The sequence below is a fragment of the Thermococcus sp. 5-4 genome, from assembly GCF_002197185.1.
Taxonomy (GTDB): Archaea; Methanobacteriota_B; Thermococci; order Thermococcales; family Thermococcaceae; genus Thermococcus; species Thermococcus radiotolerans.
This window is the reverse complement of the sequence record NZ_CP021848.1, coordinates 1609505-1632112: the sequence shown is the minus strand read 5'-3', so window position 1 is coordinate 1632112 and position 22608 is coordinate 1609505. Positions and strand designations below refer to the sequence as shown.

The window sequence follows — 22608 nt, the reverse complement described above, 5'->3', positions numbered from 1 at the left end:
CAGAGGTCTTTTTCGATGCCCATCTAAACGACCCCCCAGAGTTTCATTTCCACTGGAACCCAGTTTTGACTATGGACGGATTTGAGGCCAATGGATATGGAAAGGGGGATTTATAAGGCAGATTACAAAGAGCAAATTCACAATTTTTAAAGAGTGTTGGTGACTCACTGAACTATCTTTCATCACTATTTCAGATTGCATCTTTTTTATGAACATTGTTCATGAAAATATATAAATATCAGAAGTTGTAGAAAAGATGGGAAAGTTTCACCAGGAATACAAACGGTATTGGGGAGTAGCAATAACCCCGCTCCACAGGAAACGAAACTCCCTGGGGGTTAATCTCGTTAACCTTTTTACTGTAATGTTAACATTGATGTTTTCCCAAAATGCCATTCCCTGGGCTATGATGTATGCTTTTTGATGTTCATTCATGTTCATTCTCCTTTCAGTGGAAGTGAACGAATGGGTTCATCTGTCCGTTTACAAATAGAAACTTTCGATGTACAGAAGTGCGCTGAAAACCCCTTAGCTTCCTGTGGAAACTCATTTCGAGTGTAACGTTATTAACCCCTTTGCCCAATTTCTACTGGTGGTTCGCATGGAGGAGATTGAAAACCTCGTTCTGGAGTGGCTCAAGGCAGGCAACGATACGGCCGAGGACATAGTTGACCTCCCTTGGTCCATCAGGGAGATGAGGCCCGGCATGTACGTGGCGGAGCATCCGAGGATGCCGTTCTCGTTGCTGGTGACGTTTTCGGAGGACTTCATCCATCTGCTCGTCCCTCTGGGCCTTGAAACTTTCTCCATGACGAAGGACGAGAAGCTCAGGGTGTATCACACTCTCCTTCGTCTCAACGACCAGGTGAACCTCATGAAGTTCACCCTCTCGGGCATGGACGATGACGTTTATCTCCGCGTTGACCTGGACAAGAAGACCCTCGGTAAGGCGGAGTTCAACGATGCACTGACCGCGCTCCTCATAGGTCTGATGTCCGCGGTTTCTGCCCTGGGTCTGGAGGAGGCCTTTGCGAAGGAACTCTTTGACCGCATCGTTGGGATGGTCCTCGAGAGGGTTGAACGCGGCGCCAGCAGGGATGAGCTCATGAGGTTCCTCACGGTCAAGGTCGGCATGAGCGTTGAGGACGCCAGGAACCTTCTCAACGAGGTGTTCGCGGTCAAGAAGGAGATGGAGGAGCAGGGAAAGGACGTTGGCTATTTCTGATACCCTCTTCGGGTTTTTCATTTCCAGCGTCTGGAGTGCAGGGTATAGATGTATACGTTTTTAGAACCTTTAAGTCCGATGTTTGAATCTTTCATTGCCGATACCTTTATTAACTCTTTCACATTTAGAACCTTGAGGTGATTTGTGTGACTGATATTGAAACCCAGGTTCTTGAGTGGCTTAGGTCGGGCAGCGAGGATGCCGCCGACATAGTTGACCTTCCGTGGGAGGTTAAGGCGGTTGACAAGTCGATGTACGTGGCCGAGCATCCGAAGATGCCGTTCACTCTGGTGATCATGTTCTCGGACGAGTTCGTTCACCTTGTGATACCGACGAGTCTTGAGACCTACGGCATGAACGACGAGGACAGACTCTATGTTTACCACACGCTTCTTGAGCTGAACGACAGGATATACATGATGAAGTTCAGCCTCGGGAGGCCGAACGACGTAGTTAACATCCGGGTTGACCTGGACAAGAAGACTCTCGGCAAGGACGAGTTCAACGACGCCCTGACGGCCCTCGCGGTTGGCCTTCTCTCCGGAGTTTCCGCCCTAGGCCTCGAAGAGGAGTTCGTTGAGAGGATGTTTGACCGCATCATCCTCATGCTCCTTGAGAGGATTCAGAAGGGTTACACCTACGAGCAGCTCATGGAGTTCCTCACGGTCAAGGTTGGACTCGCGGAGAAGGACGCGAAGGAGCTTCTCGACGCCGTTCTTGAAGCCATGGAAGAGGAGCCTGCGGACGGAGAAGAGTGATTTCGCCTTCTTTTCTTTGATTATCTCTTCTATTTTCCGCTTACCTTTTTACATCCTCCTGTTCAACAAGGCATATAAACCCCTTGGCTCGATTATCTATGCTTTCCTCTGCATCCGGTGCTTCCTCTGGAGCACATGTTTGACGTTCAAGATCTCTTCGATTAAATTGGCTGGTTGACAACTGTAAACCTTAAAATTATCACATGTTCAACAAATTGCAGATTCCCTGAATAAAAATCAGCGATGGGGCTGGATTTCCAGTGGAGTGGGTGGTTCCTATGGACGACAATTACCTCGATTCAATCTTTGAGAAGTACCTTCACGCCAAGAAGATCTTTAAGAATAAGGAGGTTCTCAGGCACAGTTACACGCCTAAGGAGCTTCCCCACAGGCGTGAGCAGATCGAGAACCTTGCTCATATCCTGGTTCCCGTTCTCCGCGGTGAGACCCCCTCCAACGTTTTTGTCTACGGGAAGACCGGAACCGGTAAGACCGTAACCATCAAGTTCGTGACTGAGGAGCTCAAAAAGATATCCCAGAAGTACAACGTCCCCGTGGATGTCATATACGTCAACTGCGAGATAGTTGACACCCAGTACCGCGTTCTGGCCAACATCGTGAACTACTTCAAGCTCGAGAGTGGTGTCGAGGTCCCCCTCGTCGGCTGGCCGACTGATGAGGTCTACGCCAAGCTCAAGGAGGTTATAGACGCCAAGGAGCGCTTCGTCATAATAGTCCTGGACGAGATAGACAAGCTCATCAAGAAGAGCGGCGACGATATACTGTATTCCCTCACGAGGATAAACACGGAGCTTCACCGCGCCAAGGTGAGCATAATCGGCATCTCCAACGACCTCAAGTTCAAGGAGTACCTCGACGCGCGCGTTCTCTCGAGCCTGAGCGAGGAGGAGGTTGTCTTCCCGCCATACGACGCCAACCAGCTCAGGGACATACTTATGCAGCGTGCCGAGAGCGCCTTCAACGAGGGCGTTCTGGACGATGGGGTCGTTCCCCTCTGTGCGGCTTTGGCCGCGAGGGAGCATGGCGATGCTCGGCGCGCCCTTGACCTTCTCCGCGTTGCCGGTGAGATAGCCGAGCGCGAGGGGGCCAGCAAGGTCACGGAGAGGCACGTCTGGAAGGCCCAGGAGAAGATAGAGCAGGACACCATGGAGGAAGTTATAAAGACCCTCCCGCTCCACTCGAAGGTTCTCCTCTACGCCATAGTTCTCCTCGACGAGAACGGCGAGCTTCCGGCCAACACCGGTGACGTTTACTCAGTTTACAAATCCCTCTGCGATCACATAGACCTCGAACCTCTCACCCAGAGGCGCGTGAGTGACCTGATAAACGAGCTCGACATGCTCGGCATCATCAACGCCAAGGTTGTCAGCAAGGGCCGCTATGGAAGGACCAAGGAGATTCGTCTGAACGTAACCCCTTATAAGGTTAAGAACATATACCGTCATGACCACCAACTTCAGACTGTGCTCACCGTGAGCATGTCCCGCCAGAGGAGGCTGCTCTGATGGGTCTGATCGAGGATCTGATGTCCAATAACTATCTAATCACCCCTTCGGCTTATTACCTTCTCGTTGATGCCTATAAGAGAGACTTTACGCTCGCGGAGCTCATAAAGTTTGCAAAGGCAAAGGGAACCTTCGTGATAGACTCTGCACTGGCAAAGGATTTTCTGTCGCAGAAGGGTGCCCCTCCAATGGAAAGCCCCGCAGAGTCTTCGGTCGTGGAGTCGCCCACTGTTGAAGAACACATCTCCCCGGAGGTCCCTCCTGCTAGCGAAACTCCTGTGGAAACGTCTGTTCCTGGTGAATCCAGCGGTTTGATTGCCTCAACAACCCAAACGGCGGAATTCGTTCCTTCTTCAAGCGATGCTTCCCAGACGTTCATTTCCACTGGAACTCCTACTGAAAGCGGCGAGGAAACATCTGAAATTCCTGTATTAGAGGGAGAAGAAGGCAGTTTTTCTGAGGGAGAGAGTTCCATTTCTACTGGAGATGCTGAGACGGAAGAGGCCGTTGAGAGCTTTGAATCTGAAACCGGGATTGAGGGGGCCACTTCTTCCGAGGCTCCGGAGGAAGTCCTTCCCATGGAAGGTGAGACCACCGTTGAGGAAGCTCCGGCCGAGAACGGCAACGGCTACGATAACGGCTACGTGAACGGGGAAGAGAACGGAAACGGCGTCAAGCCTAAGATAGTCTACGGTGATTACGGTGTTCCCATAGCGTACGTGGGTGAAGAGGTCCCTGAGGAGGAGAAGAGCTACTCCGTTTATGCAGATCTCAAGCTCTCTCCAAGAGACGGTTTCCACTACAGGGCAAAGGAGATTCCCGACGAGTACGAGGTAACGTTCGACGTGAAGAACGTTAAGTTCGCCCTCCCAAAGGCCAAGAACGCCGCGGGTAAAGAGGGAGAAGTCATAATCAAGGTCTACTCCGACTACTTCAGGAGCAGGCTCAAGAAGATGCGCAGAATCCTCCGCGAGAACCCCGAGATTGGCGGTGTGATAGACATAGCCAAGCTGGGCTACGTTAGGGGCGAGGACGAGGTAACCATCATCGGCCTCGTTAACAGCAAGCGTGAGACTGCGAAGGGCTACATGTTTGAGGTGGAGGACAACACGGGCGTCATCAAGGTCTTTATAAACCGCAACAACGAGGAGAGCAAGAAGTTCTTCCAGATAATGCCTGACGCTGTTATAGCCTTCCGTGGACGCTACTCCGGTAGGGGCATATTCTTCGCCAACAAGATATTCCTCCCCGACGTTCCCAAGTTCAAGCGGGAGAAGCCGCCCCTCGAGGAGAAGGTCTACGCCGTTCTCCTCAGCGACATCCACGTAGGCTCAAACAAGTTCTGCGAGAAGGCTTTCATGCGCTTCCTCGAGTGGCTCAACGGCGACGTCAATAACAAGGCCGAGGAGGAGTTCGTGAGCAGAATAAAGTACATGGTGATCGCGGGTGACGTTGTCGATGGCATCGGTATCTATCCCGGCCAGTACAACGAGCTGGCAATTCCTGACATCTTCGACCAGTACGAGGCGCTCGCGAATCTGCTGAGCAACGTGCCGGATCACATAACCATGTTCATCGGTCCAGGCAACCACGACGCCGCCAGAACCGCCATCCCACAGCCGGGCTTCTACGAAGAATACGCTAGGCCCCTTCTCAAGCTCAAGAACGCCGTCATAATAAGCAACCCCGCCGTGATACGGCTCCACGGCAGGGATTTCCTCATAGCCCACGGAAGGGGAATCGAGGACGTCGTCAACTTCATCCCGAACAGGAGCCACCACAGGCCGGCCGAGGCGATGCTCGACCTGCTGAAGCTGAGGCACCTCGCACCGACCTTCGGTGAGAAGGTTCCAATCGCTCCAGACTCCGAGGATACCCTCGTCATAGAGTCCGTCCCCGACCTCTTCCAGGCCGGTCACGTCCACGTTATGCAGTACAAGATGTACAACGGCGTTTTTCTGATAAACACCGGCACCTGGCAGGCCCAGACCGAGTTCCAGAAGATGGTTAACATAGTTCCGACTCCAGCGAGGGTTCCGATAATCGACATCGAGACCGCCAGGCTGAGGGCGGTCATAAGGTTCGACCAGTACTGTGAGGGTGTCTGAGATGGGCGAGATATATTCCCCTGAAATGAAGGCTTACTTCGAATCCCTCCAGCGCGAGATAGACAGGGCCTACGAGATAGCGAGAAAGGCCCGCGAGCAGGGAAAGGATCCCAGCCTTGAGGTCGAAGTGCCCCAGGCGACCGACATGGCCGGCCGTGTTGAGAGCCTCGTCGGCCCGAAGGGCGTGGCCGAGAGGATACGCGTCCTCGTCAAGGAGTACGGAAAGGAGCTTGCGGCCCTCAAGGTCGTTGATGAGATTATAGACGGAAAGTTCGGCGACCTTGGGAGCAAGGAGCGCTATGCGGAGCAGGCGGTGAGAACGGCACTCGCGATACTCACGGAGGGCATCGTTTCCGCCCCCCTGGAGGGAATAGCCGATGTTAAAATCAAGCGCAACGAGTGGGCCGACAACAGCGAATACCTGGCCCTCTACTACGCTGGCCCGATAAGGAGTTCGGGTGGAACCGCGCAGGCATTGAGCGTCCTCGTTGGGGATTACGTTCGCAAAAAACTCGGTCTCGACCGCTTCAAACCGAGCGAAAAGCACATAGAGCGCATGGTGGAGGAGATAGACCTCTATCACCGCGCCGTTACGAGGCTGCAGTACCATCCAGAAGCGGATGAAGTAAGGCTGGCTATGAAGAACATCCCCATTGAGATAACCGGCGAAGAGACCGATAAAGTCGAGGTTTCCCACAGGGACGTCCCCGGCGTTGAGACCAACCACCTGCGCGGCGGTGCGATTCTCGTCTTGGCCGAGGGTGTCCTTCAGAAGGCGAAGAAGCTCGTCAAGTACATAGACAAGATGGGTGTTGACGGCTGGGACTGGATAAAGGAGTTCGTCGAGGCCAAGGAGAAGGGCAAGAAGGCAGAGGATTCCAAGTCCACGGAGTCCAAGGCCGAGGATTCCGGTGCAAAGGAAGAGGTTGAGGAGAAAGTTGAGAAGGGCTTCTACTACGAACTCTATGAGCGCTTGAGGGCAAACATAGCCCCCAACAAGAAGTACACGAAGGAGATAATCGGTGGAAGGCCGCTCTTCGCCGAGCCGTCGAGGAACGGCGGCTTCAGGCTCAGATATGGCCGCTCTCGCGTCAGCGGATTCGCCACCTGGAGTGTCAATCCCGCCACCATGCTGGTTCTGGACGAGTTCATAGCGATTGGAACTCAGATGAAGACGGAAAGGCCTGGCAAGGGCTGTATAGTGACGCCTGCAACGACGGTTGAGGGCCCTATAATCAAGCTCAAGGACGGAAGCGTGATAAGGGTAGACGATTACCAGACCGCCCTCAGAATCAGGGATAAAATCGAGGAGATACTCTACGTTGGCGACGCGCTGGTCAACTTTGGAGACTTCGTGGAGAACAACCAGACGCTTCTTCCGGCCAACTATGCCGAGGAATGGTGGATTCAGGAGTTCACCAGGGCGATGGCCGAGACCTACGAGGTTGAGCTCAGGCCCTTTGAAGACAACCCGCGCGACGCTATCGAGGAGGCCGCGGAATACATCGAACTCGATCCGGACTTTCTCGGGAACCTCCTGAGGGACCCGCTCCGCGTGAGGCCGAGCGTCGAGGAGGCCATACACATATCAAAGGTTCTCGATGTTCCCCTTCACCCTTACTACACCCTCTACTGGAACACCCTGGAGCCGGAGGAAGTTGAGGAGCTCCAGAGGGCTCTGGTCGGTGCTCAGATCGAGTGGGACGAGCACATGAAGAACAAGTTCGCGAGGAAAGTAGTTTTGGAGAACGACGCCAGGATCAAACGCTACCTTGAACTTCTTGGCCTTCCCCACAGGCTTGAGAGGACTGAGGACAGGAAGAAGGTTATAGTGGTCGATTATCCGTGGAGCGCCGCCCTGCTCACGCCTCTCGGCAACCTTGAATGGGAGTTCAAGGCGAAGCCCTTCCATACCGCCATAGACATCATCAACGAAAACAACCGGATAAAGCTCCGCGATAGGGGGATAAGCTGGATCGGAGCTCGCATGGGCAGGCCGGAGAAGGCCAAGGAAAGGAAGATGAAGCCGCCCGTTCAGGTTCTCTTCCCGATCGGTCTCGCCGGCGGCTCGAGCAGAGACATCAAGAAGGCCGCCGAGGAAGGAAAGGTAACGAGCGTGGAGATAGCCTTTTTCAAATGTCCCAGTTGCGGCCACATCGGGCCGGAGCACATCTGCCCGCGCTGTGGAACGAGGAAGGAACTCCTCTGGCACTGTGCCAAGTGCAACGTCGACTACTCCCAGGACGAAGCCGAGAACTTCGACTTCCGCTGTCCCAAGTGCGGCATGGAACTGAAGCCCTACGCGAGGAGGACCATAAAGCCCTCCGAACTTCTCCGCGCGGCGATGGAGAACGTCAAGGTCTACGGCATCGACAAGCTCAAGGGCGTCCAAGGTATGACCTCGGGCTACAAGATGGCCGAGCCGCTTGAAAAGGGCCTTCTGAGGGCTAAAAACGACGTCTACGTCTTTAAAGACGGCACCATTCGTTTCGACGCCACCGACGCCCCGATAACCCACTTCAAGCCAAAGGAGATAGGCACGAGCGTTGAAAAGCTCCGTGAACTCGGCTATACCCACGACTTCGAGGGTAAGCCCCTGGAGCGGGACGACCAGATACTCGAGCTCCGCGTTCAGGACGTCATACTGCCCTACGAGGCTGGAAGGTACCTCCTCAAGGTGGCCCGCTTCATAGACGACCTCCTCGAGAAGTTCTACGGTCTGCAGAGGTTCTACAACGCCGAGAAGATGGAGGATCTCGTCGGGCACCTCGTCATCGGTTTGGCTCCACATACCTCCGCCGGAATCATAGGCAGGATAATAGGCTTCTCCGACGTCCTCGTAGGTTATGCACACCCGTATTATCACGCAGCGAAGAGGAGGAACTGCGATGGCGACGAAGATGCCGTCATGCTCCTTCTAGATGCCCTGCTCAACTTCAGCAAGTACTACCTCCCTGAGAAGCGCGGCGGCAAGATGGACGCCCCGCTGGTCGTTACCACGCGCCTCGACCCGCGCGAGGTTGACAGTGAGGTTCACAACATGGACGTCGTCAGGTATTATCCCCTGGAATTCTACAGCGCCACCTACGAGATGAAGTCCCCGAAGGAGATTAAGTTCATCGAGCGTGTTGAGGACAGGCTAGGCAAGCCGGAGATGTACGAGGGCCTTAAGTTCACCCACGACACGGACGACATCGGCCTCGGCCCGAAGATGAGCCTGTACAAACAGCTCGGCGATATGGTCGAGAAGGTGGAGCGCCAGCTCGCTCTTGCGGAACGCATAAGGGCGGTCGATGAGCACCACGTGGCCGAGACGATAATCAACTCCCACCTCGTTCCGGATTTGAGGGGCAACCTGAGGAGCTTCACCCGCCAAGAGTTCCGCTGTGTGAAGTGCAACACCAAATACAGAAGGCCTCCGCTGACCGGCAAATGCCCCAAGTGCGGCGGAAAGATCGTTCTGACCGTCAGCAAGGGTGCCATAGAGAAGTACCTTCCGACTGCCAAGATGCTCGTTACGAAGTACAGCGTCCTAGACTACACGAGGCAGAGGATATGCCTGACCGAGAAGGACATAAAGTCACTCTTCGAGAACGTCTTCCCCGAGCGGCAGAGAACCCTGATGGGCTTTTCAGCCGATGTATGCGAGAAGATGATAAAGGCAAGGACCGGCAGGTCCAACGGGAGGAACGGCTACCTCGACGAGCTGAGGGCAAACGGGAAGCTCAAGAAGAGCTCTAAGACCGAGAAAAAGAAGGAATCCAAGAAGACCTCCAAGCGCTCTGAAAAGAAGATAAAGCCCTCACAGGGGTTTGAAAAAGCAGTCAAGAAGGAAAAGGCGGCCATGAAGAAGAAAAAGAAGGGTATAAGCCTCGACGAGTTCTTCGGTTCTTAGCCTTTCCGTTAATCATATATATCATTACGTCGCTCTTTCTTTGATGGGGATGAACTCAGGGTTCAAATTACTGCCCAGCGTGGCCTACCTGCGGGTTCAGAGGCAGACGTTCATAGGCTATTCTATGCCCTTGGCCGGCTGGATAGGTGAGTATCTGGTGAACTATCGGAAGCTTCCAAGGCCGAACTTCCTCGGAAGGGCCATGGGCAAGCTGGGCTTTCACCTCGCCGGCGAGGAGCGCGATGATAGGTATATAACTCAGTTCTTCACGAAGGGGAGCGTTTCAATAAGCGCGAGCTGGGACGTTGACAAGGAGAGCCTCTTCCTTCAGGTGATTCCCCTCCGCTCAAGGCTCTCCCGCGGTCTGATGGTTAGGGCCGAGAGAATCGAGTTCTACGACCAGTACGTGGTGAGCATAGAGCCAACCGGCAAGCTCCCACCGGGAATCAGGGGCATCGGAATAAACGCCCTGATCCTTGAGGATTTTTATCCCATCGAGACCCCCTACTGGGGGATGCTCCACGAGGACTGGGAGGCCGAGCTGAACCTGCTCGTCATGAAGGACGAGGTTTACGAGGGGCTGAGCCGTGAGGAGTACCGCTGTCCCGTCTGCTTCTCACCGCTGAGTGAGGAGAACGGAGTTTTGAAGTGCACCACGTGCGGCTTTACCTACGCTCCAGAGACGGACTTCGAGAGGGTCATGGAAGAGTTCAGCGTGGAGGAGTTCGCGTTCTAGAAACTTTGCCTAGCAAAGTTTCATCAAAGTTCGTGATTCCTCCAAAAAGCCAACTGGGAAAAGGCTTGCAATCTTAACAGACATTTTCAAGCAGGAATTCACAATTCAAAGCCCTAAAAACACGGGTTTAAACGCTTAAAGCGCTCCAACGGAGCGCGAGGAAAGTAAACCCACTTGAATAAGGCATTTTCAAAGGAATTCTTCACTAAAAACCGCACACTCAAAAAGGCAAACCTCTCAAAAGAGCACTTCACAAAAGAATCACCAACTTTTGATCAAACTTCGCCTTCGTGAAGTTTTGGGGGTGTGGGGGCGTTAGCCCCCCGGAGTTTTAGAGAAAAGCGGGGTTGTGGGGCGAAGCCCCACTATGGGGGTTTGAGAGTACAGAGAGATAAGGGGGCGGAGCCCCCTTGTCTTTCGTTGTGGTAGCCCCGCCGGGATTCGAACCCGGGTCGCGGGATCCAAAGTCCCGCATGCTTGGCCGCTACACCACGGGGCTGCCCGATAGAAAAGCCGAGTCCGAGCTTATAAATCTTAAGCCTCCCCGGGCTTAAAAGTTAGAAAAGGCTCAGAGAATCAGCGACACCAGATCCCTTATCGCCTTTTCCGGGTCTTTGGCCTTGGTTACACCGCTCGCGAGGAGGACTCCGACGCTTCCGAGCTCAAGGGCCTTCTTGACGTCCTCACCTGTGCTTATTCCCGCGCCCGTGAGAACCTTGACGTCCGGATTGACCCTCCTAACCAGCTCGACGGTGTCGGTGATAACTTCAGGCTTGGCCTTGCTGACCGGAATACCGGTGCCTATGAGCTCGGGCGGCTCGACGGCAACGTAGTCCGGGCCGAGTGCCGCCACCGCCGCTGAAACCGCCGGATTGTTGGAGCAGACCATCGTCATCAGCCCAACTTCCTCAGCACGCCTTATGCTGGCCTCCAAATCCGCTAAAATCATCCTGTTCTCGGAGTGGTTGAGGAGCGTTCCAACGGCCCCAGCCTCCTTCACGGCCTCCGGTAGAACGTGGCCGGTGTGGCTTCCCGGCGTTATCGGGTCGATGTGCTGGGCGAAGACCGGAATCTCGACCTCCTGGGCTATCCTGTAGAGGTCGGCCAGCTGTGGTGCAACGACTATGGTTATGCCCGTCTCCTTCCAGACCTTCTCCGCGGCCTTGGCTATTCTCAGGGCACCCTCGCCCGTGGCCTGGGCGTAGGTTTTGAAGTTAATCGCTATAATCGGCTCCTTCAGCTTCTCCATGAGTATCACCATAGGTGTTACGTTTTTGTCCCTTAAACGCCTTTCCCTCCGGGGTTTTGTTTCCACTGGAGAGCGGTCTTCCGAATGGGTCTATCAGGCCGGCCCTTATGAGGGATGAGCTGATTTTGGGTCCGAGGGAGCTCCTCACGAGGCCTATGGTGACTATCTTGAGGGGTCTTAGACCCTTCTCCTCCCGCGCCCTGTTTACGATGAGCGCGCCCTTGTAGGTCTCCTCGCTCACGACTATGGCTTCTAAGCTCTTCATATCGTCTGCGAAGCCGATGGCAGTGTGTATCTTAATCACGCGGTAGTTGGAGTAGCCGTTAACCTCGAAGAACTTGATTAAATCCTTGAGCCGTAGCTCGTACGGGAGGATTTTATCCGCGTACGGCTTCTCACGTATCATCTCGTCGGAGGTGAGGCCGATATAGACGTACTTCCCAACCTCGAAGGCCTTCCTCAGCAGGGCTTTATGGCCGAGGTGGAGTCTGTCGAAGGTTCCGCCGACGACCACTTTCCGGTATTTTCTCCCCATGGAGTGAACTTAGGCGGAGGAACCAATAAGCTTTTTTATCGCCGGTGGAAAATTCCCGTGGAGGTGATTGAATGAGGCGATTCGTGGCGCTCATACTCATCGTTCTTCTCCTCACTCCGCTCGCAGGTGAGGTCGGGGCCGCAGGCAACGCCCAGCCCCTCTTCAAGATAGACATGACCATCAAGGTTGCTCCAGTTGTCATAGAGAACACCTCGACGTGGCTTGGGACGTTCAAGATGTACGTGGTCCTCACGGATCCGCACTACAGGGCCTACTTCGACTATTTGGCCTCCAACAACACAACCGCGGCCAACGAGGAGTTCAAGGACTTTGTGAAGGAGCTGATCTACGACAACATGAAGGACAACCTTGAGAAGAGATACGAAGCGGCCAACGTAAGCAGCACAATATACCTCCCGTCTGGGGGGCCGGTTAAGGTCCTTGACAACTGGTCCGCCGTCGTGACCTTCGCGGTTACGAACTTCCTGATCAGCGATGGAAAGACGCTCCGGTGTCCTGCCGCCGGAAACCTGGACTTCGTGTACAAGGGTCACGTCTTCGACTACACCTGGGACAGGCTCACCCTCATCCTCCCGCAGGACTACGAGATAGCCAACCTCGCCCCGGTTCCGGACGACCTGAGCGACAACGTTGCCGTGTGGAACAAAGGGGACTTTATCCCCTTGATAGAGCTCTACACCCGCGTGTACTCGTACGTTAGGTTCCTAAACGCCACCAGGAAGGAGATATCCCTCCAGTACGACCCTCACGAGGGCTACGTCCAGTTCAACGCGACCTTCACGGGTGCCAACGCGACCCCTGTGGTAATCAGCCAGCTCCTCGCGAGCTTCAAGGCCACTATGAACATAATGAGCATTGACACCCGCCAGGAAAACGGCTCCCTGGTGGTTATAGGCGTCGCCAGGCCGGAGGTTGCCTACAAGGAGACGTCCTCTGAGAAGATATGGAAGGCGATGGTGAAGCTCCCCGGTGCGTTCGACAGCATCTCCGTCGTGGGCGGCAGCTACGTTGTTGCTCCTGACCACACCATCATAATAACCGTAACCGAGAAGAAGTCAACCTACAGGTTCTACGCCTACGGAATCGCGGCTGTCCTCGTTGTGGTGGCCGTCCTCATCGTAGTGAAGAGGCGGGGGACCAAGGAAGAAACGGAGACCGAGCCTGAGGAGCCAGGGGAGGAAGAGCCTTTCCCCGAATCTGAGGAGCAGGAGCCCCCTGAGGAAGCGGAGGATGGAGGTGAGTGAATGGACTTCTTCTTTTATCCTTCCAGCGTCGCGGTGTTCGGCTCGTTCAAAAAGGGGGCCATAGCGTACGAAATCCTGAGGAACATCGTCGAGGGCGGCTTCGGGGGAAAGGTAATCCCTGTCAACCCAAAGGGTGGAACCGTCGAGGTCGCGGGGAGAACCTTCGAAATCCGAGAGAGGCTTGACGAGCCCGTCGATACAGCCATAATCGCGATTCCGGCAAAGTTCGTGCCCGCTCTCATCGATGAAATCGGCCCTCTAATCAAGGGCGCCGTCGTCATAAGCGCCGGCTTTTCCGAGGTTGGGAACGTTGACCTCGAGCGCGAGCTGGTTGAAAAGGCGAGAAAGCACAGCGTCAGAATAATTGGGCCCAACTGTGCGGGCATCTTCGGCGTCCACGGGGGGTTCTTCGGCTCCTTCGAGGTTCGCGTTAGGCCCGGTGGATTGGCCCTCATCAGCCAGAGCGGTGCCTTTGGAGGGGCGGCCTTGGCGATGGGCAACGACGAGGGCATCGGCTTTTCGGCCTTCGTTTCCTATGGAAACGCCTCCGATTTGAACGAGAGCGACTTTCTGGAGTACTTCGCCGACGACGAGAACACGAAGGCCATAGCCCTCTACATCGAGGGAGTTAAAGATGGCCGGCGGTTTTTGAAGGCGCTCCGCTACGCCACTGAAAGAAAGCCCGTCATAATTCTCAAGGCCGGCAAGAGCGCCAGCGGTGCTAAGGCGGCCGCTTCCCACACCGGCTCGCTAGCGGGGAGTTACGAGATTTACCGCGCGGCCTTCAAGCAGGCCGGCGCCATTGAGGTTGAGGAGATGGAGGAACTCTTCGATGCCGCGAAGGCCTTCGAGATGTACACCAAAGCCGGAAAGAGAGTCGCGGTAATCACAAACTCAGGTGGCCCGGGCGTTCTCGCAACGGACAAGCTCGAAAGGCTCGGCCTTGAGATTGCGAAGCTGAGCGATGAAACGGTCGATGAACTCCGCTCCTTCCTCCCACCCCAGTGCTCGGTGAGGAACCCGATTGACCTCATAGCGGATGCGGACTACGGGAGGTACAGGAAAACGATTGAAGTCGTCTGCCGCGACGAAAACGTGGATTCCCTCCTCGTCATCTGCGTGCCGCCCATATTCCTGCCCAGCGAGGAGATAGCCAAAGCCATAATCGAGGCCGACTGCGACAAGCCGGTCATCGTCAACTTCATGGCCGGAGAGCTCGTGAGGGGCGGGGTTGGGCTGCTTGAGGGGCACGGGGTCAAGAACTTCCCGACCCCCGAGCGGGCAGCCAAAGCCCTTGCCTGGCTCGCGAGGCGCTGAGCCTCATCTTTTTTATAACATGAAGTCGGATTCATTTTTGGTGATGCCATGAGGCCTTACAGGCTCCTCTATCCGATGAGAACCTACCTAGTGGTGGCCGGTAAGGGCGAGGAAGCAAACGTCATGGCTGCCGACTGGGTCACGATAGTTTCCGCCGAGCCCTTCATGGTCGGCGTGGCGGTGGCGCTCAAGAGGTACACATGGGGGCTTATCAGGAAGCACCGGGAGTTCGTGATAAGCGTCCCGGGCATGGAGATGCTCGATGACGTCTGGCTCGTTGGGACGAGGCACGGGCCCTCAAAGCTGAGGGAAACCTCCATAGAACTGGTGCCGTCAAAGGCCATTGAAACCCCGAGCATTGGAAACGCCCTGGCCAACCTTGAGTGCAGGCTGGTGGATGAGAGAACCTACGGGGACCACACCTGGTTCGTCGGAGAGGTCGTGGGCAGTTCCTACAGGAGGGATGCCTTCAGCGGGGACAGTCCCAGGCTTGGGGCCGGCTTCCTCGCCCATGCATCGTGGACCGACTTCGTGACCTTCGAGGAGAAGATTCACCGCCCCGGGGAGTAGCCCGGCAACTTTTTATACACCTTCCCGGAGCGTATCACGATGATAGCCCTAGGCCTGGAAGGTACTGCCCACACGCTCGGCATAGGCATCGTTACAGAGAGAGAGGTTCTGGCCAACGTATTCCACACTCTCACGACGGAAAAGGGTGGAATACACCCCAAGGAGGCGGCGGAGCATCATTCCAGACTTCTCAAGCCCCTTCTGCGTAAAGCCCTCGATGAGGCTGGTATAGGAATGGAGGACGTTGACGTTATAGCGTTCTCCCAGGGACCGGGTCTCGGTCCCTGCCTCCGCGTCGTCGCAACGGCCGCGAGGGCGCTTGCGATAAAGTACCGCAAGCCCATAGTCGGCGTCAACCACTGCATCGCCCACGTGGAGATAACCAAGATGTTCGGCGTTAGGGACCCCGTCGGCCTCTACGTCAGCGGTGGCAACACGCAGGTTCTCGCCCTTGAAGGCGGCCGCTACCGCGTCTTCGGCGAGACCCTCGACATAGGCATAGGAAACGCGATAGATACCTTCGCGAGGGAACTCGGCATAGGCTTCCCGGGCGGGCCGAAGATTGAGAAGCTTGCCCTCAGGGGAGAGCGCTACATAGAGCTCCCCTACGCGGTTAAAGGAATGGATTTGAGCTTCTCCGGAATACTCACTGAGGCCGTTAGGAAGTACAGGACGGGGAAGTACCGCGTTGAGGACCTGGCCTACTCCTTCCAGGAGACGGCTTTCTCGGCGCTCGTTGAGGTCACTGAAAGGGCCGTGGCCCACACGGGCAAGGACGAGGTCGTTCTGGTCGGCGGTGTCGCGGCCAACAACCGCCTCCGCGAGATGCTGAGGGTCATGACGGAGGACAGGGGCATAGACTTCTTCGTTCCTCCCTACGACCTCTGCAGGGACAACGGCGCGATGATAGCCTACACCGGCCTTAGGATGTACCTCGGGGGGGTGCGCTTCTCGCTCAACGACACCGTGGTCAAGCAGAAGTTCAGAACCGACGAGGTGGATGTTGTATGGGGCTGACGGTGCCCCCTCTGGTATTCATCTCGGACGTCGTCCTCCTTCTGGTGATAGGCTACGCAGCGTTCTACGCCCTCAGGCGGATCAACCGCTATGAGGAGCCATTGAACCGGTTTCTGGTCATCACAGCCTTCTCCCTTCTCCTGGCATCCATCGGACGATTTATAGATGTGGTTGACGACTTCGCCGCCAATCCTGAGACCTTCGCGCCGCTGGAGGGGGCGCTCTACTTCTTCTCGATAGTTGGGGTAGCGTACGGCATCATAAACTACATCCGTAGTGTCGAGAGGAGGATATTTCCGGTTCCGTCCGGAGAAATCCGCGACGGAAACCTTCCTCCTGGAGGCTTTCTGTACCTAGGGGAACGCGAGGAGATCTTTGAGTTCCTCGGAAGTTGCGAGGTTCCCGCGCTGGTGGTGACGAGAAGCCCCTGGAAGTACAAGGAGTTCTGCGAGAGCGCCCAGACCCTCTGGATAACCCAGGCTAGTGAAAGCGGTGTCGGCCCCACGAAGCTCCACGTGATCCTGGACAGCGCTGTGAAGTTCCTTCAGAGCGGGGGAAGGCTGGTCGTCATAGACTGCCTTGAGGTTCTGATACTCTACAACGACTTCCACTCGGTGTTCCGGTTCCTCTCGACGCTCAGGGACTACGCGGTGGAGGCCGGCTCGACGGTGCTCCTTATCGTCGGTCGGTCGACCGTCGGGGACAGGGAGCTCATGATGCTGAAAAGGGAATTCATCCCAGTAAAAGACCTGGAGGAGCTCCTTAGAACTTCCTCTTGATCTTCATCGTGTACTTGGGGTACACTTCCCTCGTGAACCTCACGAACTTGGCCTTTCTTGGGGAGAGCCTCACCGTTATCTCGGTCCCCGGTTCCAGGTAGGTGTAGAACTGTCCGTCTATGGCGAGGATTATCTCCCTCGTGAGGGCTATGTTCTTGATGTCTATCCTGCTGTACGAGGGCACTATCATCGGCCGCGAGCTGAGGGCTATCGGCGCTATCGGGGCGATGACTACCACGTCCAGCCGGGGGTCAACGAAGGGACCGCCGACGCTCATGGCGTAGCCCGTGGAGCCCGTCGGAGTCGAGACCACAAGCCCATCGGCCCTTATCTCGTCGGCGAGGCCGCCGTCTATGTAGTACTTGAGGTGGATTATCTTGCCGGGGATTCCAGTCAGAACCGCGACCTCATTCAAGGCGTCGGGAACGATGTTTCTCCCGTTCAGGTAGGTCCTGAGCTTTATGCGCTCGTCCAGGTGGTAGTCCCCTTCAAGGAGCTTGCTGAGGGCGAAGAAGGCCTCGTGGGGCTCCACCTCCGTGAGGAATCCCAGGGTGCCCATGTTGATGCCCAGTATCGGTATGTCCTTCTTGGTTCTGTGCTCCACCCGCAGTATCGTTCCATCGCCGCCGATGACGATGATGAAGTCCACGTCGAAGTCCTCGAGCGGGCAGACGTCCTCCTCCTGGAACTCCGGGAGGTGCCTGTGGGTCTCGCTGTCCACGCAGACGTCGTATCCGCTGACCTTGAGGAAATCGTAGACGCGGTATGCGAGCTTGAGTGCGGCCTTCTTGTCCCTTCTGGCCACTATCCCGAACTTCATGGTTCGCTTTCCTCCTTCTCTTCCATTTTCTTCTTCAGGGTTTCCTCATCCGGAGCTGGGAGCGGGAGCTCCTCCTCTGGAACCTCGGCCTCGTAGCCGGCGGTCACGAAGGAGCCTATAACCGTTGGGCCCCAGTAGGATATGAGCCTCTCCAGGAGAACCCCGGTGACCGCGTACTCCGGGTTTATCCCGAGGGCTATGAAGACCGCTGAGTTAACGGCCTCTATTATTCCCGCCCCTCCAGGAACTATTGCGAACATTCCCACGACCATGGACACTACCAGAACGACGGTTATGTCCATCGGGGCTATCGGGTACTTTATGGCCAGAAAGACGAGGTAGTAGCGGAGTATCGTCAGCCCCCAGTATACGAAGGAGTGGAAGAGCGCCACTACGGTCGCCATCTTGTCCTGTGAGAGAATCCTGAAGTCCGACTGGAGCCTCGGGATTGTTACATCCGCAATGTTCTGGAAGGAGGCCTTGCGTTTCTCGGCCCTTCCCGCGGATATCCTGTGGTAGAGCCTGTAGATCCACCAGACCGCCCCAGGGGCCTTGGTCTCGCTCATGAGGAGCCATATCACGAGGGCGGAGAAGGCCATGAGAATCGCATCGAGGACTATTATGAGGATTGTAAGGCCGGTCTCGCCGAGCCAGTAGACGTGGAGGGTCGCCACGACCATCATCACCGCGATGGGAGCCAGGTCGAGTATCCTGTCCATCATAACGCTCGCCGTCATCGGCCCGTAGGGACTCTTCACCCTCTTGGCGAGGTAGTAAACCCTTATGAACTCGCCCAGCCCCTTGGCGCCGGGGCTGATGTTGTTGAAGAACATCCCGACGAATATGGCCGAGAAAACCGCTCTGAACGGGGCCTTTATCCCAAGCCCCTTGAGGAGAACCTTCCAGCGTAGCGCCCAGGCAACGAGGGTGAGAACGTAAACGAGGATGGCGAGGAGGAAGTACTCAATGTCCGAATCCCGGAGGATTTCGGCTATTCCCTGGGCTCCCGCCCAGTTGATGAGGGCGCCTATGACTATGAGCGCTCCGATGAAAAAAACTGCTTTTTTCCAGTCCATGATGTACACCGTCAAACCCGTTATTGGGGTTCATCGTTTATATCCTTGTCGTCCTCCCCTTCCAGTCTCTTCCTGTCCTGGCTCACCTTGATGCCGAAGTGAGTCATTATGCCTGCCCCTATCGCCGTCGGCGCCCAGTAGGATATCAGTCTCTCCAGCAGCGTCGCAGTCACCGCTATCTCCTTGTTTATCCCCAGGAGAACGTAAACGGCCGAATTTATGGCCTCTATTATTCCCGCTCCGCCCGGGATTATCATGAACATCCCGACGACGATGCCTATCATCTGGACGACCATGACGTCGAGGAGCTTTATCGGGCTGTTTATGCTGATGAAGATGAAGTATGAGCGGAGCAGAACGAGGAACCAGAAGGCGAAGGAGTAAATCAGCGACAGCGTGAAGGCCACCTTGTGCCTCATCAGGAGCTTGAAGTTCTCCTGGAACTGGGGAACGCTCACCTCGACGGCGTGAACGAACTTCTCCTCGTACTTGGCGGCCTTCTTGGGCATTATCCTCCCGAAGAGGCGGTAGAACCAGTAGAGGATGCCCTTGGTCTTCTTCTCGCTCAGGAGTATTCCAACGGTGGCTAGGGTTATTATGGCGAAGAATACATCCAGGAGGAGGAGCGTCAGCGTGAGCGAGAAAGAGCCGAGGTTGTAGACGTAGACCGTCGCGAGGAGAAGCATGACTACGACCGGGATGACGTCCATTATCCTGTCCATCATTATCGTGGCAAAAACGTGACCGTAGGGTTGCTTCGTGTGTTTGGAGATGTAGTACATCCTAACAGGCTCGCCGCCGCCCCTGGCGCCGGGGGTCACATTGTTTATGAAGACCCCGACGAAGAGACCGGCCACTATGGTCCTGAAGGGTGCTTCTATGCCGAGGCTCTTTAGCAGGACGCGCCAGCGCAGCGCCCACATGATAACCGCCGCGACGTAGGCCAGAATTGCCAGCACGAAGTACTCCAGTCTCGCGCCCTTCAGTATCTCGATGACGTCCTCTAGGCCGGCCCACCAGACCAGGAGGATTATTATGAGCAGGCCGAGGCCCAGGAGGGAGTACTTCTTCCAGTCCATGCCTACACCTTCCTGAACCTGGCTATGAAGAAGCCCTGGGTCAGGTGCCTGTTAGGATAGAACCTCTGAACCTCATCTATGTCCATACCGCTCGAACCTATAAAGATGCTCTGCTCTTCGAGCTTTAAACCTTTGCCGAGGATGTACTTCACGTTGGCCTCGTTCTCCTCATAACTCAGCGTGCAGGTGGAGTAGACGAGAACGCCGCCTCTCCTTAGGGATTTTATGGCGGCGTTGATGAAGTGCCTCTGGTAGCGCGCGGTGGCTTCTATGTCCTTCGGCGTCCTGCTCTCCCAGAGCTTCGGCCGTATACCCAGAGCGGTGCACGGTGCGTCGAGGAGTATCTTGTCCGCCTCGATTCCCAGCTCCGGGAGCTTCCGTGAGTCCATGTGGATGGGCTTGACGTTCTTCACGCCGAGCCTCTTCAGTTCCTCCTCCATCTTTTTGAGCCTGTTCTTGGACTTGTCCATCGCTATTATCTCGCCCCTGTTCTGCATCAGCTGGGCTAGGTGGCTCGTCTTTCCGCCAGGGGCGGCGGCCATGTCGATTATTAGCTCCTCCTCGCTCGGCTCAAGGACGTGGGCGACCACCATGGATGGCAGGCTCTGGGCGTAGAAGAGGCCCTCCTTGAAGGACTCCAGCTCGCTCAGACTGGGGAGCTTAAACTTCGGTAGCGTGACCTCAACGGCCAGTCCCTTTGTCGAGACTATCATCTCCTTGGCGCTCATTCTGGCGATTCCTATTCCGACGAGAAGCCCCCTCGGGTCGCGTATCTCCACCTCGTCGCCGGGCTTGATTTTTTTGTCCGCCTGGAGGACGCCGGGGGCGTAGAGCATCGCACCCTGGTAGACACTCTCGCTCGCGAACTTGTTGGCGCGGACGACTGGAAGGCCGGGTTCGTAGTCATCGGGGAAGTTTGGGCCTTCCCTCTCGAAGTATATGCCCTCCTTCAGGTAGGGGCTTCGCTTCGGCTTGAGGCCCTCCCTCCTGAGTATCCCCATGAGCTTCTGCCTGCTCGTCTTCAGCGTGTTCACGCGGATGTAGTACTTCTCCACCGGCGTTCTGAGCGAGGCCATTATCTCCTCCGCTTCGCTCCCGAAGAGCCTCCGGTAGTACTCCCTCAGCTCCTCGGGGAAAGCATCGGCGTACATGGGGACACCTCAGAGGTCGAAGATTTCGAAGCGCTTGCCGGTCTTTATGAGTCTCATGAGCCCTCGCTTCAGCGCCTCGACGCTGCCGAAGTTCGCCTCGAACTGGAAGAGCTTCTCATCGCTGGCTTCAATCTTCTCAAGTATCTCCCTCGGGGAGACCCTTCCGTCGCGCCTCCAGTTGTATACATCGCTGAGGAAGTCCTGGGCGCCGTATATGAAGCTCCTCGGAAAGAGCTCGATGAACAGGCCGACGAAGTTCTCGTTTATCCTCTCCTTTGGAACCGCAACCACGAAGTAGTAGCTCTCCGGCGTGGCCCCGACCTCTATCTGGGGCTTTATTTCGAAGGCCGGGTGGGGGTACTTCATGAGCCTCCACTCGCCGTCGAGGAAGATGTAGGCACCGAAGGCCTCCTCAACGTCCTCTACCCTGAAGCCCTCCTTGGGGAGCTCCAGCTTAAGCTCCTCGTTGAGGGTGAACATGCTCTCCCACATCTCGTTGAGGAACTCGTGAATCTCTCTCACGTTCATTTCTCTCACCAGAAATGGAAAAGATGGGGGCCTTAAAAACCTTCATCCGGAGAGGAGGCTCTCCAGCATGTCGTTGATGCCGCCCATGATGTCGGTCTGCACGGTCTCCTCGTAGCTTGCCAGCTTAATGCTGTACTCCCTGCCGAGGACGGTTATGTCCAGGTATATGTCCGCCCTGACCTTGCTGACCTCACCGTTCTTTACGTGGGTGGCCCAGACCTCGGGAAGGGCGTCCTCCTCTATGAAGGTCTCGACGTCCAGCGTAGCGTAGCCCTTGGGTGGGAGAACCACGGTCTCGACGGTTTTTCCGTAGCCGATTTTCACGTCGTTGGCGTACATGTCGAAGCTCACGTTCCCTATCGGAATTCTGTAGGAGTTGGGGTTGTAGAACTTCATGTGGGCTATTAGGACTGCCTTCCCGTCCTGCTCACCGGCCCAGTCGAAGGTTGTCTCGACCAGTGCGGGGCTCTTGACGAGTCCCCCTGCGAGTTCCTTGCTGTCTGCGGTGAAGTTGAGGTACGCGAGGATGTCCTCGCTGATGACCTGCTTTATGTCGGCGTTGATCGGGATAACCTTGAGGAGGCTCCCCTTGAGTTTGAGCTCGACATCGCCGGTCTGGCCGTTGTCCAGGTAGGCCACGAGGGAGCGCACCAGATTTCCGTTGTCTATGACTATCGCCATGTTTACGTCGGTTCTCGTTGCCCCGTAGTCGAACCTAGCGACCCTGGCAACGGGTATCCCCATGAAGCTCAGGCTCAGGTTCTCTATCTCAGCAGGAACGAGCAGTGGCTTGCTGAGCTTTGCCTCGACCCATATTTCTGTCGTCTTCTCGTCCACGTAGCCCCAGCTGGCGTGGACCGTGGGATGGGCCGTTACTGCGGCGTAGACCACGTATCCAATCCAGACGATGAGTATCAGCACGACCCCGAGTATCACCAGCTTCCAGTTCATTCTTTCCACCATAACGTTTCATT

18 protein-coding genes, 1 tRNA gene and 1 pseudogene are annotated in these 22608 nt (G+C 55.8%); 11 read left to right on the top strand and 9 right to left on the bottom strand.

The annotated features are described in order from the left end of the window. Positions 1-601 precede the first annotated feature (601 nt). From CDI07_RS09040 to CDI07_RS09015, 6 genes are all read left to right on the top strand, one after another. Positions 602-1225, top strand: coding sequence for a DNA-binding protein (locus CDI07_RS09040; RefSeq protein WP_088181307.1), 624 nt, complete (start codon positions 602-604; stop codon positions 1223-1225). Between the two features lie 146 nt (positions 1226-1371). Next, positions 1372-1983 carry a DNA-binding protein gene (locus tag CDI07_RS09035; RefSeq protein ID WP_088181306.1) on the top strand — a complete coding sequence of 204 codons (612 nt, stop codon included), beginning with the start codon at positions 1372-1374 and terminating at the stop codon, positions 1981-1983. Between the two features lie 278 nt (positions 1984-2261). After that, positions 2262-3509, top strand: a complete 1248-nt coding sequence (locus CDI07_RS09030; RefSeq protein WP_088181305.1) for an ORC1-type DNA replication protein — start codon at positions 2262-2264, stop codon at positions 3507-3509. After that, positions 3509-5617 (top strand): DNA-directed DNA polymerase II small subunit, encoded by a 2109-nt coding sequence (locus tag CDI07_RS09025; RefSeq protein ID WP_088181304.1) that lies wholly within the window; start codon positions 3509-3511, stop codon positions 5615-5617. Before CDI07_RS09030 ends, CDI07_RS09025 begins: the two co-directional genes overlap by 1 nt. 1 nt (position 5618) lies before the next feature. Continuing rightward, the gene (locus tag CDI07_RS09020; RefSeq protein ID WP_088181303.1) at positions 5619-9512 is read left to right on the top strand and encodes a DNA-directed DNA polymerase II large subunit; all 3894 of its coding nucleotides are present in this window, start codon (positions 5619-5621) and stop codon (positions 9510-9512) included. A gap of 49 nt (positions 9513-9561) precedes the next feature. After that, positions 9562-10248: a hypothetical protein gene (locus CDI07_RS09015; protein WP_088181302.1), complete on the top strand. Its 687-nt coding sequence runs from the start codon at positions 9562-9564 to the stop codon at positions 10246-10248. A 423-nt stretch (positions 10249-10671) separates the two neighbouring features. Here the strand turns inward: CDI07_RS09015 and CDI07_RS09010 are convergent. The 3 genes and pseudogenes from CDI07_RS09010 to coaD all read right to left on the bottom strand — a co-directional run. Next, a tRNA-Gln gene (locus tag CDI07_RS09010) sits at positions 10672-10747 on the bottom strand. A 69-nt stretch (positions 10748-10816) separates the two neighbouring features. Further along, positions 10817-11497 (bottom strand): triose-phosphate isomerase, encoded by a 681-nt coding sequence (tpiA, locus tag CDI07_RS09005; RefSeq protein ID WP_088181301.1) that lies wholly within the window; start codon positions 11495-11497, stop codon positions 10817-10819. Positions 11498-11567: 70 nt separating this feature from the next. Continuing rightward, positions 11568-12032, bottom strand: a pseudogene (coaD, locus tag CDI07_RS09000) (phosphopantetheine adenylyltransferase); the annotation flags it as partial. Between the two features lie 71 nt (positions 12033-12103). Between coaD and CDI07_RS08995 the strand changes: the two are divergent. From CDI07_RS08995 to CDI07_RS08975, 5 genes are read left to right on the top strand one after another with little or no spacing between them, the layout of a single operon-like run. Continuing rightward, a complete protein-coding gene (locus tag CDI07_RS08995) occupies positions 12104-13297 on the top strand; it encodes a hypothetical protein (RefSeq protein ID WP_088181299.1) in 1194 nt (397 codons plus the stop codon). Next, a complete protein-coding gene (locus CDI07_RS08990; RefSeq protein WP_088181298.1) occupies positions 13298-14614 on the top strand; it encodes an acetate--CoA ligase family protein in 1317 nt (438 codons plus the stop codon). Positions 14615-14662: 48 nt separating this feature from the next. Then, a complete protein-coding gene (locus CDI07_RS08985) occupies positions 14663-15184 on the top strand; it encodes a flavin reductase family protein (RefSeq protein WP_088181297.1) in 522 nt (173 codons plus the stop codon). 39 nt (positions 15185-15223) lie between these two features. After that, positions 15224-16201, top strand: a complete 978-nt coding sequence (locus CDI07_RS08980) for a bifunctional N(6)-L-threonylcarbamoyladenine synthase/serine/threonine protein kinase (RefSeq protein ID WP_088181296.1) — start codon at positions 15224-15226, stop codon at positions 16199-16201. Next, entirely contained in the window at positions 16192-16980 is a 789-nt protein-coding gene (locus tag CDI07_RS08975; protein WP_088181295.1) for a DUF835 domain-containing protein, read from the top strand. The genes CDI07_RS08980 and CDI07_RS08975 overlap by 10 nt, the downstream gene beginning before the upstream one ends. Here the strand turns inward: CDI07_RS08975 and CDI07_RS08970 are convergent. From CDI07_RS08970 to CDI07_RS08945, 6 genes are read right to left on the bottom strand one after another with little or no spacing between them, the layout of a single operon-like run. Then, positions 16964-17800 (bottom strand): NAD(+) kinase, encoded by an 837-nt coding sequence (locus CDI07_RS08970; protein WP_088181294.1) that lies wholly within the window; start codon positions 17798-17800, stop codon positions 16964-16966. The genes CDI07_RS08975 and CDI07_RS08970 overlap by 17 nt on opposite strands. Beyond that, positions 17797-18876, bottom strand: coding sequence for a lysylphosphatidylglycerol synthase transmembrane domain-containing protein (locus tag CDI07_RS08965; protein ID WP_088181293.1), 1080 nt, complete (start codon positions 18874-18876; stop codon positions 17797-17799). The genes CDI07_RS08970 and CDI07_RS08965 overlap by 4 nt, the downstream gene beginning before the upstream one ends. A gap of 20 nt (positions 18877-18896) precedes the next feature. Next, positions 18897-19955, bottom strand: coding sequence for a lysylphosphatidylglycerol synthase transmembrane domain-containing protein (locus tag CDI07_RS08960; protein ID WP_088181292.1), 1059 nt, complete (start codon positions 19953-19955; stop codon positions 18897-18899). 2 nt (positions 19956-19957) lie between these two features. Beyond that, on the bottom strand, positions 19958-21106 hold the full coding sequence (locus tag CDI07_RS08955) for an RsmB/NOP family class I SAM-dependent RNA methyltransferase (RefSeq protein ID WP_088181291.1): 1149 nt from the start codon (positions 21104-21106) through the stop codon (positions 19958-19960). 9 nt (positions 21107-21115) lie between these two features. Further along, positions 21116-21634 (bottom strand): DUF3201 domain-containing protein, encoded by a 519-nt coding sequence (locus CDI07_RS08950; RefSeq protein ID WP_088181290.1) that lies wholly within the window; start codon positions 21632-21634, stop codon positions 21116-21118. Between the two features lie 42 nt (positions 21635-21676). Further along, on the bottom strand, positions 21677-22597 hold the full coding sequence (locus tag CDI07_RS08945) for an LEA type 2 family protein (RefSeq protein ID WP_226996567.1): 921 nt from the start codon (positions 22595-22597) through the stop codon (positions 21677-21679). Between the last annotated feature and the right edge of the window lie 11 nt (positions 22598-22608).